Below are 13436 nucleotides of genomic sequence, written 5' to 3' on the forward strand. Positions count from 1 at the left end.
ATTACTTCATCCCAGTTAATACAATTCCTTTAATAATGTGGCGCTGTAGAAAGATAAATACCAAAATTAAAGGAATCACGGAAATGGTCGCTCCAGTCATGATTAAATGCCATTGTGACTCAGCTTCACCTGAAGAAAAGTATGACAATCCGACAGGTAACGTTCGCATACCAGGAGATTCGGTTACAATTAATGGCCACAGAAATGCATTCCAGTTACTTAGAAATGAGAATATACCTAAAGCAGAAATTGCTGGCCAGACCTGGGGAACGGCTATTTTAAAGAAAATCGAAAACTCGTTCATCCCATCAATTCGCGCAGCATTCAATAGATCTTCAGGGATCTGTTCCATAAACTGCTTCATTAAAAATACACCGAACCCAGTCATTAATCCTGGAAACAAAATTCCCCAATATGTATCTGTCCAGCCTAATTCTGAGCTCATCATATACCAAGGGATAATTAGCATTTCAACAGGTACCATTAAAGTACTGAGAATTAAAATAAATAATAGTTTTTTCCCAAAAAAGTTGAATTTGGCTATAATGTAACCGACAAGTGTATCAAAGAAAATGACACTAATTGTCGTGATTACTGCAATGATAAGACTATTTAAAAACCACTTAACAAACATACTCTCTTCTAAGATTCTAATATAGTTAGCTAAGGTAGGACTCTCAGGAATTATATTCAGGTTAAAGATGTCCATTGGTGCTTTTAAGGAAGTGGATAGCATCCAAATAAATGGAAAAATCATTACAATTGCACCTATTATTAGAATTATATAAGGTAAAAATTTCCCCGGTTTCATTTTCTCCGCCTCCCTTATTAATAATCAAATTTCTTTGTTAGTACCTTCATTTGGAAAATGGTCAAGGACATAATAAATAGAAACAATATTACAGTTGCAGCGGAAGCCGTTCCCATGTCATATTGTCGGAAGGCTTGTTGATAAATATAAACTACCACGGATATGGTGGAATTTAATGGTCCACCACTTCCATCCATGCTCATGTTTACAACTTGCGTGAAAGAAACTTGAATGAACGTAATCATTCCAATTATGGATGAAAATACAATCGTTGGGTTGAGTAATGGTACTGTCACATGCCAGAATTTCTGCCAAGGAGTAGCCCCATCAATATCAGACGCTTCATATAACATATCTGGAATATTCGATAACCCAGCTAAAAATAAAACCATTTGAAATCCAATAGACTGCCAGATCATAGCTGCTGATATTACAAAAATTGCTTGGTCTGGTGAGTTTAAGAAAGGTTGTTGTGAAAACCCTAAGTTCATTAAGAAATCATTAATAAACCCGTTGCTCATGAAAAGCCATTGAAAAACCCAGCTAATGGCAACAATACTTGTTACATATGGAATAAAGTAAATAACCCTAAACAAACCAACAAACCGCTTAATTTTATGAAGCAAAAGGGCGACAATTATTCCAATCGTTAATTGACCAATTACACCAATTACAATATATATAAAAGTATTTAATAGAGATTTAAGAAAAACTTCATCCTTAAATAAGGTTACAAAGTTTGAAAGACCAACGAAGGGACGATCGCCAGTTGAAAGAAGGTTCCATTCTCTAAAACCAACATTAAAAGTGAACAAAGTGGGCAAGATCCGTATGCCAATAAAAAAGATGAGCGGCAGCAGTAAACAACTGAATATGAAAATATACTTCTGATATTTATAGTTATTCCTTAATTTATAGAAGATGGAAGGTTTGTGCCCGTCTTTGCGCTCTGGCTTTTTCTTTTTCTGTTCATCATAATCTGGTGTAGGGTTTACTTGGCCCATAGTGCACCTCCTTTTGGAAAATAGGGATCAAAGGTAATGACCTTCAATCCCTTAAAAAAGTTTATTTATCGCTCCAATAGTCATCAAAGAGTTCCTGCGTGGATTCAACTAATTCATTAAAGGCTTCCTCAGGATCCTCTCCGTTTAATAAGACTTTATTAGCGGCATCAATTACTAGATCTCGCTCTCTTGATTCATCGACGAAGAAATGTGCATTTGCATAAGGTAAAGATTCAATAAATGGACCATATATTTCGTCATTGGCGAATTTATCCTGCATCGCGACTGCTTCTTTTGCAGGCAACTCGCCTGTAGCCTCTAACCATCTTTCCATTACTTCATCACTAGTTAAAAACTCAAGAAATTTAACAGAGGCGTCCAGTTTTTCGCCTTCTACACCAGCAGTGATACCATTAGTCCAGAATGATGCGTTGGTTGATTGCTCATCTTGAGCTGGGAGTGGTGCAATTCCGTAATTTAAATCAGGCGCATCTTTTTGAAGTGTCCCTACTCGGAAGGACCCATCAATATTCATTGCTGCATTTTCTGTCACAAAAGCTGTTACATCATCCGTATAGAATCCTTGCTCAGATGTCCCAAGTTCCCCAGGAAAACTCAACCAGTATTCAAATGCCTCAAAACCTTCTGAGCCTTCACCCCAAGCTACCTCTTTACGGTCATCACTCAAAACGCTTCCTCCAGCTTGATAAGTTAAGCCGTCTCTAAGCCAATGATGCCCTTGTTGATCAGGTTGCCATGCCATACCGGATTTTACTAAAACGTCATTATCATCTCTTTCCGTTAATTGAACTGCATAATCTTGAAGTTCATCCCACGTTTCTGGTGGAGATTCAGGATCTAGGCCAGCTTCTTCAAACAGATCTTTATTGTAGAACAAGGCCAATGTTCTTACCGCAGTAGGAATAGTCCAGTATTCTTCATCAATTTTTGTAGCATCTACCAATGGGAAAAATTCATCTTCTATTTCTTCATGTGGGAACGCATCTTGCGGTAGAGGTTGTAAATAACCAGCGTCTACATAAGAAGGTACCCAGCCGTAAAATAAGTTTATTACATCTGGTCCTCTTCCAGCTGGTACTTGAGCTGCTACTTGCTCATTGTATTGATCGTAAGGAAAGGTTGTTTGTTCAATTTTAATTCCGGGATTGTCTTGTTCAAATTCCTTAATTAATTCATCCATTAAGCTAACCTTAGAATCAAAGGCATATTGCCAGTAAGTCAGAGTGATTTCTTCACCATCTTCTGATCCACTTCCAGAAGTTTCTTCTTCATTACCTGAACAAGCAGCCAGTATAAGCAAAATAAGGATTCCCAACAGTGCAAATTTCCATTTCTTTAACATTAAATAACCTCCCTTAAATAATTAAAGATACTTTAGAATCTTTCTGTATTACTCTCTCATTATCTTGAACTTGTAGCCCAAAGATACGTTGTTGGGTGAAGGTAATAAGATTGTAGTTTTCTTTAGTGAATTAACAGGTTGGTAATAATCTTGCTGCTCTTTTATCCAAGAATTTCAAAGGGCAATTGGACTGCATTTGGTACTCCTTTTTCTATATAATTAGAGGTGTGATCGTGGTGAAAGGTTCTACTGTAACAATGGGGATCTTTTTGCACATATAGTGGGACATAATTAAATTTTTAATATAGACTCGTGTTCCATTAGCAACAAATAACCTGCTCCTAACAATGAAACATCCGTAACGCTTGTTGTTTCAATTTCTGTTTGTATTGGTATGTGTTTATCGATTGTTGCAGATATAGATGGTAAAAATTGATCCATAGATTTTGAAATCCTACCACCTAAAACAATCCTTTCTGGGTTAAGTAAAGAAATCGCATTAATTAGTGCAAAGGACAAATGAGATAAAGGCTCATTAAGAGCTTCTAGAGCAATTTCATCTCCACTTTTTGCAGATTGGAACACCTTTTTTGCTGACCAAGTTTCACTATTACCAGCTTCGCTAGAATAATTCTTCATTCTTCTTGTAATGGAAGGGCCACCAACATGGTTATCTAAAAAACCGTACCCAGTAAAAGTGTGTTCATAATTTTTTTCGGCTGTTTTCTTATCTGTAACCATATAACCTATCTCACCTGCAGCATAGGATGAACCTCGGTAAAGCTGGCTATTAATTATGATGCCGCACCCAACTCCAGTACCTAGGGTTATCATCAAAAAGTTGCTATTCGTCTCTCCAACTCCTTTCCATAACTCGCCAAGTGCAGCAATATTCACATCATTGTCAAGGTAAACGGGAAAGGGAAGGAGTTCTTCAAGTCGGTTACGTAAGGGTACATTTTCCCATCCAACACTAGGAGCATCAATTACCACTCCGTTATCTACATCCGTGATACCGGGAACGCCGACACCTACTCCAAATATTTGATCATACGTAAGTTGGCTATCTTTAATCATGCTTTTAATCGTGTCAGCTATAAGGGGGATAAGTTGGCTACCTACATGCCGTTGCGTTTCAATAGACATTTTGTTTTCAATCACTCCATCCAAATTCATAATGGCTATCTCTACTGAGGTGCCTCCTATATCTACCCCAATTAGATAATATGCATTTTCATTAAAGAATAACTGGTATGGTTTTCTGCCACCTGAGGAACTTCCTTTCTCACTTTCTTTCTCTCTAACCCATTCTTCTGCTATGAGCTCATCAACAAAATTGGATACAGTTGGCTTACTAATATTTAGAGCTTTAGAAATGTCAGACCGTGAGCTTCCTTGATTTCTTTGAATGTAATGTAAGATTTTTCTTTTGTTCAGGTTTTTTATGTTAGGTAAATTTGCTTGGATGTTACGATTAATTATGATTTTTCCCTCCCCTCTAAGTTAGTTAACTATTCATTTCTAATAAGTTAGTAAAGATTACTTATTAATTAAAATATATATTACTAGTTTGGTTATTTTATGTCAACGCTTACATTTGTAATTTATAAATTTTTCTAAATAATTAGTTCTTTACAATGTAAGGGCTTTTATATACAATGGTGGGGAATTGTTTGTAAGTAAATCTTACAAACTAAAATCTCTTTAAAAGTGATGAGGTGTTGCTTGGATGGATAATTTAAAAAGCGAATTTGAATCGACGGAAGGAATTGAATTTCCAGGAAAAACGTATGTTGAACATTTATTAAAACCCCTCTTTCAAGACCAAAAAGACTATTTATTCGAAGCGATGTTTAAAATACATAAAGCACATACCATCATGCTAACTGAACAAAAAATTATTACGAAAGAGGAATGTACTAAAATACTAGAAGGAATAAAGCTGGTTGAAAACCTTGAAAAAGAGGAATTAACGTATTCAGCGCAATATGAAGATTTATTTTTTCTAGTAGAATCCAAAATTGGCGAACATATTGGTGATGAATTAGCAGGTAAAATGCATATCGCCAAAAGTAGAAACGATATGGGAGAAGCAATGTATCGCATTGTGATCCGTAACTACCTAAAACAGACTATTGAAAACGCAGAAAAGTTAAGACACGTCATTCTATATCAAGCAGAACAGCATGTAGAGTCTATCATGCCTGCCCACACCCATACCCAACCTGCTCAGCCAACTACTTTTGGACACTATCTTGTTGCCATTTACGATAACCTATCCAGAGATATTACAAGGTTGCAACGCGCATATCAGACTGTAAATCAATCACCCATGGGGGCAGCTGCCATCACTACCACAGGCTTTCCAATAAATAGAGAACGAATGGCAGAGTTGCTAGAGTTTGATGGATTAATAGAGAACTCTTATGATGCAATCGGTACTGGGGATTATTTAATTGAAGCAGCCCAGACGCTGATAAGTCTTATGACAAACATGGGCAGGTGGATCCAGGAGTTTTTACGAATGGCTTCAAAGGAAGTTGGATTGTTAAAAGTCTCTAATGCATACGTACAGGTAAGTAGCATTATGCCACAAAAAAGAAACCCGGTTTCCATTGAACACTCCCGTGCCATTGCCAGCAGTGCTGCAGCTGAAGGAATGGCTGTACTTCATATGATTCATAACACACCCTATGGAGACATAAACGATACGGAGGATGATTTGCAACCCCATTTGTATGCTGGGTACGAAAAGGCGACAAGAGTTATAAGCTTAATGAGGGCTGTTATTCTTACATTAGATTTCAATAAAGAACGAGCTTATCAGCAAGCAAGAGAAAATTTGATTACAATAACAGAGCTTGCAGACGTGCTAGCCCGGGATTATGGTATCCCTTTTAGAACGGCACATAAAAAAGCAAGCATAATAGCAAAACAGTCAGATAGAGAAAATAAAGAACTCTATGAAATTCCGTTATCTAAAGTAAACGAATGGCTAGAGAATATTATATTAGAAGATAGAGATTGGCAGTCTATCATTGATCCCAAACACTTTATTGAAAGAAGAAAAGTAACAGGTGGAACAAATCCCAAGGTTGTGTTAGAGATGATAGAGCGGAGGAAAGAGGAAGTTCTCTGAATTTATTTGGGGTTTCTATGACGTATTTAGTTAAATTTATTTCTTGATTGTATGATTTTCGAATAAGTTTAAAGTCTTCGGGAGAGTGAAGGCTTTTTCCTTTTGTTTCTCTTGTTTTGGGTCTTTTAGCTGTCTACAACATTTACCGGGAAAAATAATTTAAATACTTTCCGTTGCACCACTTCTGGCTGAGGCGGTATTAAGAATTCACAATAATGCTTCTGTTAGTGTTTTGTTTGATTAAATAAGGACTATTGTTGAACGAAAATGAAGTAAGGAAGAGCATAATATGAATATTTTAATCGCCATTGACTCTTTTAAAGGCAGCATTTCTTCTGTTAAAGGGAGCGAAGCGATTTCTCTTGGAGTTAGAGATATTTTTCAAGAAGCAACTATCTTTACTTTTCCCTTAGCTGATGGTGGAGAGGGCACGGTAGAATCTATCGTACAGGCTACTTCAGGTGATATATTAGAAAAAAATGTGACTGGGCCTTTAAATGAAAAAGTTTCAGCAAAGTATGGTCTCTCTGGTAACGGTAAGACAGCCATTATTGAGGTAGCAACGGTTTGTGGACTTCCACTTATACCACCAGAAAAACTCAATCCGTTAAAGGCCACTACGTATGGAGTTGGGGAACTCATCTCCCATGCTATGGATGAAGGATGTCGTGATTTTATTATTGGATTAGGTGGAAGTGCTACAAATGACGCAGGAATCGGTATGCTTCAAGCATTGGGATTTCGTTTTCTAGACGCTCAAGGCCAAGAGGTTGGTCTAGGTGGGCAAGCATTATTAGATATTCAAAAAATAAACACAGATCATGTAAATCCTCATTTGAAGCAGTGCACATTTCGCATCGCTTGCGATGTAAATAACTTCCTTCATGGGGAAAGTGGCGCAGCTCATGTATTCGGTCCTCAAAAAGGAGCTACACAGGAAATGATTAAAGAGTTAGACAATGGACTCAAACATTTTTCTGAAGTAGTTCTAAGAGATTTAGGAATCGATATTCAGTATATTGAAGGGGCAGGTGCTGCAGGTGGATTAGGTGCAGCTTTTTTAGGATTTCTTCATGCAGATTTACAATCAGGAGTAGACACAATATTAGAAGCTAATAACATAAGTGATTATATATCTAAGGCAGATTTCGTTATTACTGGGGAAGGGAAGTTCGATAGGCAAACTTCAATGGGCAAGGCGCCCATAGGTGTAGCGAAGTTGGCTAAGGAACATGGTATTCCTGTTATTGGCTTGGCGGGTAGTATTAATACAGAGGAATACATTCTAAACAATGAAGGAATTACCACTTGTTATTCCATTTTAAATGCTCCAATGTCTCTGAAAGAAGCGATGGAAGAGGAGACTGCTTTTCAAAACTTAAGGTTTACAGTGAACCAGATATTCCGCTTAATTAAAAGTTTAAAACAGTAGACTATGATGTTTTAATAAAAGGTGGAAATTAGGAGCAGTCCCCTAATTTTCTGAGCAACTAATCAAGATGAATTTGAAATACATAAAGAGAGAACCAAGTAAATCTATGAAGTTACCAAAAAGTTAACCCATTTATTCCAGTTGTTAGACATGAGTCCGATATTGTGTTCGGGCTTATGTCTTTTCGTTTTTACATTGTTCGTTCAGAGGAAATAACTTATTACATAACCAGGATTTTGGTAGATAGTGTAGAATTAAATATTTAACTATACTCTCAAATAAGGAGGAACTCCAAATAGATACAAAGACGAAATTAAATTATGTATGGGCATATTTTGTTGCATTCTTCGTTTTATGGTCTGTTCGTGAATTATGGCTTGTTCAGTATTTAGACACTTTGGATCCTATACCAAGGGCTATTTTAGCCGCTATCATTAAAATAGTAATTTGGGTTCTCCCTGTGGTGTTTTTAGTGAAAACGGTAGAAAGAGAGAAAGCATTGTTATATTTAGGGCTATCTCGTAATTGGAAAAAAGGGTTAACATGGGCTGGATTGGCTTCTTTAGCACTAATTCTCTATTTCGTTGTCGTTCATCTTGGAGTTCTGAATAAGAGTATTACGTTCAATCTAACCCTTCATGATTGGCTCAATACCATTTTACTAGTTGGGATTATAGAGGAAATCGTATTTAGAGGCTTTTTACTAAGAAAGTTGAGGGAGTCCTTCCGGTTCTGGAATGCAAATGTGGTCACAAGTCTACTCTTTGTCTCCATTCATTTTCCCATATGGATTTATAAAGATTTATTTGTATTCCCTTATATTTTGACTGCTATCACGACTTCTTTTGTGTTGAGTATGTTATTTGGTTATATATACAAACGATCTAATTCTCTCTGGTCTGTCATCATTATTCACTCTTTGTATAATCTATTGGTTTCGGTGTTTTATTAAGGGGCTCACTGTCGTTAGACTAACCTCTAAGGAAACCAAAAAATAAGCGTTTATTTCTTAATGAATATAGCACTTCCGTTTACCTACCTACAACTGGCCAGCAATTATACCTAACTTTTCATATAATGCTGCTTCGCCTTTTTTTGTGATTTTTACAGCTCTATCGGGTAGTCTTTCCACCCATTCCTGGTCCAACAATCGCAACAAAACAGCATTTCCTAAAGCACCTGCAAGATGGTATCGTCTTTCGCTCCAATCTAAGCACTTTCGGGCAAATGCCCTTCTTTTTTGTCTCAAAGCATGAAGGTCGATTTCGAGGTCATAAAAGAACTTCTCACCTTTATCCGTCACAAGGAAATCATCTCGATCCGCGACCAAATATCCTTTGTCCATAAATGCTTCGGTCAAGGTTACCCCTAGTTTTCCAGCCAAGTGATCATAGCACGTACGGGCAATTTTAAGTTTGTCTGCACGTGAAGAATCTTTTAAGGATTTAATTTGTGCTGGTGGGGCAATGACAGTCAACGTTTCTAGTGCCTGGGCAACATCAGCATTAGCAAGACGAAAATACCGATGCCGGCCGTGCTTTTCGACACGAAGAAGGTTTCCTTCTACTAATTTCGTTAAGTGCCCGCTAGCTGTTTGCAATGAAATATTCGCTTTTCTTGCTAAATCCGTTGCTGGTAGTCCATCTAATCCAAGAAGGGCATCTAACATAGCAGCTCTCGATGGATCTCCCATCAATTTTGCGACATAGGCAAAATCTGGTCTACTTCCCATCTTCATTCCTCCTAAAAACATTCATACTTCGATTATAACCGAAGTTTCTACATGATAGTATAGTAGAAACGTAAGGAGGAGAGAAGAAATGAATAGTAATGATTTAATTGTCTTGAATTTTGAGGAGGTTCGTCGACGTAGTATAAAGGTATGGACCTCTATCCCTGCTGATATGCTAGACTGGCGCCCAGATTCGGAAGCGATGTCTTGCAAAGAAATGATAAGGCACGTCTTGGAGGGGGAGTATCTCTATCACCACATATTAGAAAATAAAGGATCTTCAAATCTCGATGACATTTATAATCCATATGGAACAAAAGATTTTACCACAGTTGAGGAAGAATTAGAGTTTGCTCAGCCATATAGACAAAAATTCTTGCATTTTATCAACTCACTCCGTAGCGATGAGTTATCAAACATACAAATAGATCGGTCTGATGCAGGTTATATTCGGACACTTGGGGATATGCTTCTCAGAATCGCTTATCATGAATCGGTTCACATGGGACAACTGTTAGATTATTTGCGTACAGCGGGTGTGGAAAGAACAAATATATGGGATTAGTATATATACGGTAATCTGGAAGCATTGGAAAAGTAATGCTACATAGGGGAGACGAGTTCAGATAATTATTAAAAGGCGCAGTGGTGACTTTTTTATGTCACCACCATGCCCTCTTCTGTAAGAGACTAATCCTCCTCAATCGCAATATAAATTTCAATCTTGCCGTCTTGATAATACTTCTCAAAATCATATGTATATGCTCGTTTTAATTGGCCATTTTCTTCCTTTTTCCATATTTCATTCCATTTGTTAAAAATCCCTTGCTCTTCGTCTGTATTGACATGGAATACCTCGTATTTTGCTTCATCAGGAATAACGACCGTTGTTTCGCTTTTTCCTTCAATAGCTATCCCTAATGAATAATCCCCTTTATAATTGGATTCGTATTCATGATACAAACCGTATGTATTTCCTTGATGCTTGGATAAATCGGTAGAGGCACCTTTCCAAAGATCTGTAATTTTTTGCAGGACTTGCTTATCATTAAAATTATTTGTCCTTACCCTATTTAAAATTTTCAACTCCATCAATACCACTCCTTTATATATTATTAATTATGCAATTCGATTTTTTTTACGATATTCCTTTATATAGTTATATTCTTACTGTGGGTGTTGGGCTAGTAATTGAATTTCTCCCGGAGCAACCGTCCGTAAGACTCCCACTTCGAAACATGAAGTGGGAGTAAACGGACGCTAACACCCCGATTCGTTCAACTAATAATCAGTGGGGAGAAAAATGAAAACCCCCACTGATTGAAGTTTCACTTTATTAAGACCTTCTATTCACTAGCAAAAAATCAATCTCTAAACCGATTAATCGAAAACTGCGAAATATCTACATCGTTTTTTCCTGAAATAATCAAGTTACTTAAGGCCTGTCCAACTGCACTGCTAAATTTGAATCCATGACCTGAAAACCCTGCTGCAATGGCGACGTTTGAGTACTTAGGATGCAGATCTATAATAAATTTATCATCCGGGGTATGTGTATACATACAGGTCTTACCATACTTCAATTGCGAAATATTAGGAATGTATTGAGTTAGAAATCGTGCCAAATCACCTTCGTCCTCTGCCATTTCTCCAAAATCAACGAGTGAATCATCTGGACGGATGGGGTTTCCACCATCATGACGACCGACCTTTAATCCTGACCCTTCGATACTAGGAAAGCCATAATACGTTCCTTGTACTGTATCGAAGGCAAAGGCTGGAAAATTGTTATGATTATAGAACGTTTCATTCGCATCAAACCAAGCAAATGTCTTTCTTACGGCTGTCAAAGGGAGATCTAAATCTACCATGGAAAGTAGATCCCCTGACCAGGCTCCTGCGGTAATAACTAACTTATCGGAGTAATAGGTCTGTTCGTCTGTCTTGATTGTTACACTATCGTCTCGAATGGAAATATCTTTTACTCTACTATTTGTGAGAATGGTAGCGCTGTTCAATTCAGCAAGTTCTCGATATGCTTTTATAATTTCCTCACTTTTTAGTACCCCAGAAGTTGGTTCAAAACAGCCAATAAAATCGTCAGGTAACGTAATGCTAGACCAACGATCGTGCACAGCGCTAGCATCCATTACATCAAGTGGCAAGGAATAACTTTTAGCACTAGAGATAATGTTTTGGATAAAAGCAGATTCTTCCTTACCTACATTTAGTACGCCAGTTTGGGTGAATAATTGCTTTCCAGAAGCCTTTTCTAAGTCATTCCATAACTCGTGTGCTTTAAGGATAAAGGGAACATATTCTTCTCCCTCACCATAAGCATAGCGAATAATTCTTGTGTCCCCGTGATGACTCCCTTTATTATGTGGTGGGTTAAAAGAATCTAATAATAGCGTCCTTTTCCCACTCTTGGATAAATAATAACCCGCTGCCATTCCCATGGACCCTGCACCAATTATAATGACATCATAGTTCATAGCCTTTCCCTCCTTTAATAGTTGCAGTTACAACAAACATTTTTCATTAGATTATAACGGAAACGAATAGTTGTATCTAGTCACTTTAATCACTATTCTGGTAACCTCTCTATGGTAATTTGATGATAGTGGCAGTCGTTGATGCAGGAATGTATTTATAATTTTAGTAGTCACTTGTATCTATTAAAAAAAAGAGCCTTCACATTAATTGTGAAGGCCTTTCTATTATCTTATACTTTATTCCGCGTCTTCGTTTTCCTCTGTATCCTCGCCTGTTTCTTGATCTTCTTGTTCTGTAGAATCTTCTGTTGCTGGGTCCTCCTGGTTGTCCTCATCATCAGAGCAACCAATTAATAAACTAGTGGATAGGATTGCTGTTAAAGATGCAATAGCTAATTTCTTCATTTTCAACATAATCACCTTCCTAACAAAAGTTTGATTCCCTTATAGTATAAATTAGCTTCATTAACCTACTGTTAAGTAAATGTAATAATCCCTACATAAAGAAAAAATGAGTCTTGTTGGCTATTCGAAGAAAGGGAGTAGGCTAATTCGGATTAACTCCAACCTCTTTCTTGTAATCAACTTATCAATTGATAAGCTATTTTGGCTATGATATAACTAAGGAAGGTAAAGCAACTTAGAAATATCTACTAATAATAAGAAAGAGAGAATACAAATGAAAAAGATATGGAAAAATTCCCTCTTAGTTTTGTTAGCGATACTCCTAATTGGAGCAGGAGGTTTTTATTATTGGGCACAACAAACCTACGATGCTTCAGATACGTTATACGAACTTGTGAACAAAGAGGACATTCTATCTGAAGAAGACTGGCTTTTATTCGAGCCTGAAGAAGAAGCCGACACAGGAATTGTCCTTTATCCTGGAGCCAAGGTGGAACCAGAAGCGTATAGCTATTATGGTAAGCAATTAGCAGAGCAAGGTTACCTTGTGGCCATTCCCAACCTTCGTTTAAACCTCGCGATTTTGGATTTAAACAAGGCGGAGCAAATAATGGAAGAGCATCCTAAACTGGAACATTGGTATCTAGCTGGACACTCATTAGGAGGAATTGGTGCAACAAGTTTCGCTATGGACAATCAGGATGTAGTAAAGGCTGTTATCTTACTAGGATCCTACCCGAGTGACAATACAGATTTCTCGGACGTAGCCATGCCGATGCTTTCCATTTATGCAGAGCATGATGGCTTATCAACTCCAGATAAAATAAATGATACGAAACACCTCCTATCTGAACAAGCAGTCATGCATGAGATTAAGGGAGGAAATCACGCACAGTTTGGCGTTTACGGGCCGCAAAAAGGTGATGAGAAAGCATTGATTTCGGTTGATGAGCAGCAGGATGAGATCATGCAGGTGATCACAGAATGGCTAGCCCAACAAGAGGAACCAGAAAACTAATGTAATAGGTATTCTTTAATTCAGCCTAAAAGGAGGA

The 13436-nt window shown here is 37.4% G+C and carries 13 protein-coding genes; 5 read left to right on the forward strand and 8 right to left on the reverse strand.

Annotation, left to right across the window (positions count from 1 at the left end; translation table 11 throughout):
- Nucleotide 1: 1 nt before the first annotated feature.
- The 4 genes from BN985_RS06650 to BN985_RS06665 all read right to left on the reverse strand — a co-directional run bounded on the left by BN985_RS06650 (nt 2) and on the right by BN985_RS06665 (nt 4663).
- A complete protein-coding gene (locus tag BN985_RS06650; protein WP_042221972.1) occupies nt 2–811 on the reverse strand; it encodes a carbohydrate ABC transporter permease in 810 nt (269 codons plus the stop codon).
- Nucleotides 812–828: 17 nt separating this feature from the next.
- Nucleotides 829–1815, reverse strand: coding sequence for a carbohydrate ABC transporter permease (locus BN985_RS06655; protein WP_084157461.1), 987 nt, complete (start codon nt 1813–1815; stop codon nt 829–831).
- Between the two features lie 61 nt (nt 1816–1876).
- A complete protein-coding gene (locus BN985_RS06660) occupies nt 1877–3178 on the reverse strand; it encodes an extracellular solute-binding protein (RefSeq protein ID WP_042221974.1) in 1302 nt (433 codons plus the stop codon).
- 291 nt (nt 3179–3469) lie between these two features.
- A complete protein-coding gene (locus BN985_RS06665) occupies nt 3470–4663 on the reverse strand; it encodes an ROK family transcriptional regulator (RefSeq protein WP_332257479.1) in 1194 nt (397 codons plus the stop codon).
- 244 nt (nt 4664–4907) lie between these two features.
- On the opposite strand from BN985_RS06665, the gene argH reads away from it, so the two are divergent.
- The 3 genes from argH to BN985_RS06685 all read left to right on the forward strand — a co-directional run bounded on the left by argH (nt 4908) and on the right by BN985_RS06685 (nt 8701).
- Nucleotides 4908–6317: an argininosuccinate lyase gene (argH, locus tag BN985_RS06675; protein WP_042221977.1), complete on the forward strand. Its 1410-nt coding sequence runs from the start codon at nt 4908–4910 to the stop codon at nt 6315–6317.
- Nucleotides 6318–6606: 289 nt separating this feature from the next.
- Nucleotides 6607–7749, forward strand: a complete 1143-nt coding sequence (locus BN985_RS06680) for a glycerate kinase (protein ID WP_042221979.1) — start codon at nt 6607–6609, stop codon at nt 7747–7749.
- A 472-nt stretch (nt 7750–8221) separates the two neighbouring features.
- The gene (locus tag BN985_RS06685) at nt 8222–8701 is read left to right on the forward strand and encodes a CPBP family intramembrane glutamic endopeptidase (RefSeq protein WP_198029981.1); all 480 of its coding nucleotides are present in this window, start codon (nt 8222–8224) and stop codon (nt 8699–8701) included.
- A gap of 87 nt (nt 8702–8788) precedes the next feature.
- Here BN985_RS06685 and BN985_RS06690 read toward each other — a convergent pair whose 3' ends face one another.
- A complete protein-coding gene (locus BN985_RS06690) occupies nt 8789–9481 on the reverse strand; it encodes an ArsR/SmtB family transcription factor (RefSeq protein WP_042221983.1) in 693 nt (230 codons plus the stop codon).
- An 88-nt stretch (nt 9482–9569) separates the two neighbouring features.
- On the opposite strand from BN985_RS06690, the gene BN985_RS06695 reads away from it, so the two are divergent.
- Complete coding sequence (locus BN985_RS06695) at nt 9570–10046, forward strand: DinB family protein (protein WP_042221984.1); 477 nt, start codon at nt 9570–9572, stop codon at nt 10044–10046.
- A 125-nt stretch (nt 10047–10171) separates the two neighbouring features.
- On the opposite strand, the gene BN985_RS06700 is transcribed toward BN985_RS06695, so the two are convergent.
- From BN985_RS06700 to BN985_RS18990, 3 genes are all read right to left on the reverse strand, one after another.
- Nucleotides 10172–10573, reverse strand: coding sequence for an effector binding domain-containing protein (locus BN985_RS06700; protein ID WP_042221987.1), 402 nt, complete (start codon nt 10571–10573; stop codon nt 10172–10174).
- A 272-nt stretch (nt 10574–10845) separates the two neighbouring features.
- On the reverse strand, nt 10846–11976 hold the full coding sequence (gene solA, locus BN985_RS06705) for an N-methyl-L-tryptophan oxidase (protein ID WP_042221988.1): 1131 nt from the start codon (nt 11974–11976) through the stop codon (nt 10846–10848).
- Between the two features lie 237 nt (nt 11977–12213).
- A complete protein-coding gene (locus tag BN985_RS18990) occupies nt 12214–12390 on the reverse strand; it encodes a hypothetical protein (RefSeq protein ID WP_156960086.1) in 177 nt (58 codons plus the stop codon).
- 265 nt (nt 12391–12655) lie between these two features.
- Here BN985_RS18990 and BN985_RS06710 point away from each other — a divergent pair, with 265 nt between their 5' ends.
- Complete coding sequence (locus BN985_RS06710; RefSeq protein WP_042221990.1) at nt 12656–13399, forward strand: alpha/beta fold hydrolase; 744 nt, start codon at nt 12656–12658, stop codon at nt 13397–13399.
- Nucleotides 13400–13436: the final 37 nt, after the last annotated feature.

The organism is Oceanobacillus manasiensis (assembly GCF_000724085.1).
GTDB classification, from domain to species: Bacteria; Bacillota; Bacilli; order Bacillales; family Amphibacillaceae; genus Oceanobacillus_B; species Oceanobacillus_B manasiensis.

Bases quoted from the DNA above. Each gene is read 5' to 3' on its own strand.
- BN985_RS06650 (WP_042221972.1), bottom strand. From the start codon at position 811: ATGAAACCGGGGAAATTTTTACCTTATATAATTCTAATAATAGGTGCA.
- BN985_RS06655 (WP_084157461.1), bottom strand. From the start codon at position 1,815: ATGGGCCAAGTAAACCCTACACCAGATTATGATGAACAGAAAAAGAAA.
- BN985_RS06660 (WP_042221974.1), bottom strand. From the start codon at position 3,178: ATGTTAAAGAAATGGAAATTTGCACTGTTGGGAATCCTTATTTTGCTT.
- argH (WP_042221977.1), top strand. From the start codon at position 4,908: ATGGATAATTTAAAAAGCGAATTTGAATCGACGGAAGGAATTGAATTT.
- BN985_RS06680 (WP_042221979.1), top strand. From the start codon at position 6,607: ATGAATATTTTAATCGCCATTGACTCTTTTAAAGGCAGCATTTCTTCT.
- BN985_RS06690 (WP_042221983.1), bottom strand. From the start codon at position 9,481: ATGGGAAGTAGACCAGATTTTGCCTATGTCGCAAAATTGATGGGAGAT.
- BN985_RS06695 (WP_042221984.1), top strand. From the start codon at position 9,570: ATGAATAGTAATGATTTAATTGTCTTGAATTTTGAGGAGGTTCGTCGA.
- BN985_RS06700 (WP_042221987.1), bottom strand. From the start codon at position 10,573: ATGGAGTTGAAAATTTTAAATAGGGTAAGGACAAATAATTTTAATGAT.
- solA (WP_042221988.1), bottom strand. From the start codon at position 11,976: ATGAACTATGATGTCATTATAATTGGTGCAGGGTCCATGGGAATGGCA.
- BN985_RS18990 (WP_156960086.1), bottom strand. From the start codon at position 12,390: ATGTTGAAAATGAAGAAATTAGCTATTGCATCTTTAACAGCAATCCTA.
- BN985_RS06710 (WP_042221990.1), top strand. From the start codon at position 12,656: ATGAAAAAGATATGGAAAAATTCCCTCTTAGTTTTGTTAGCGATACTC.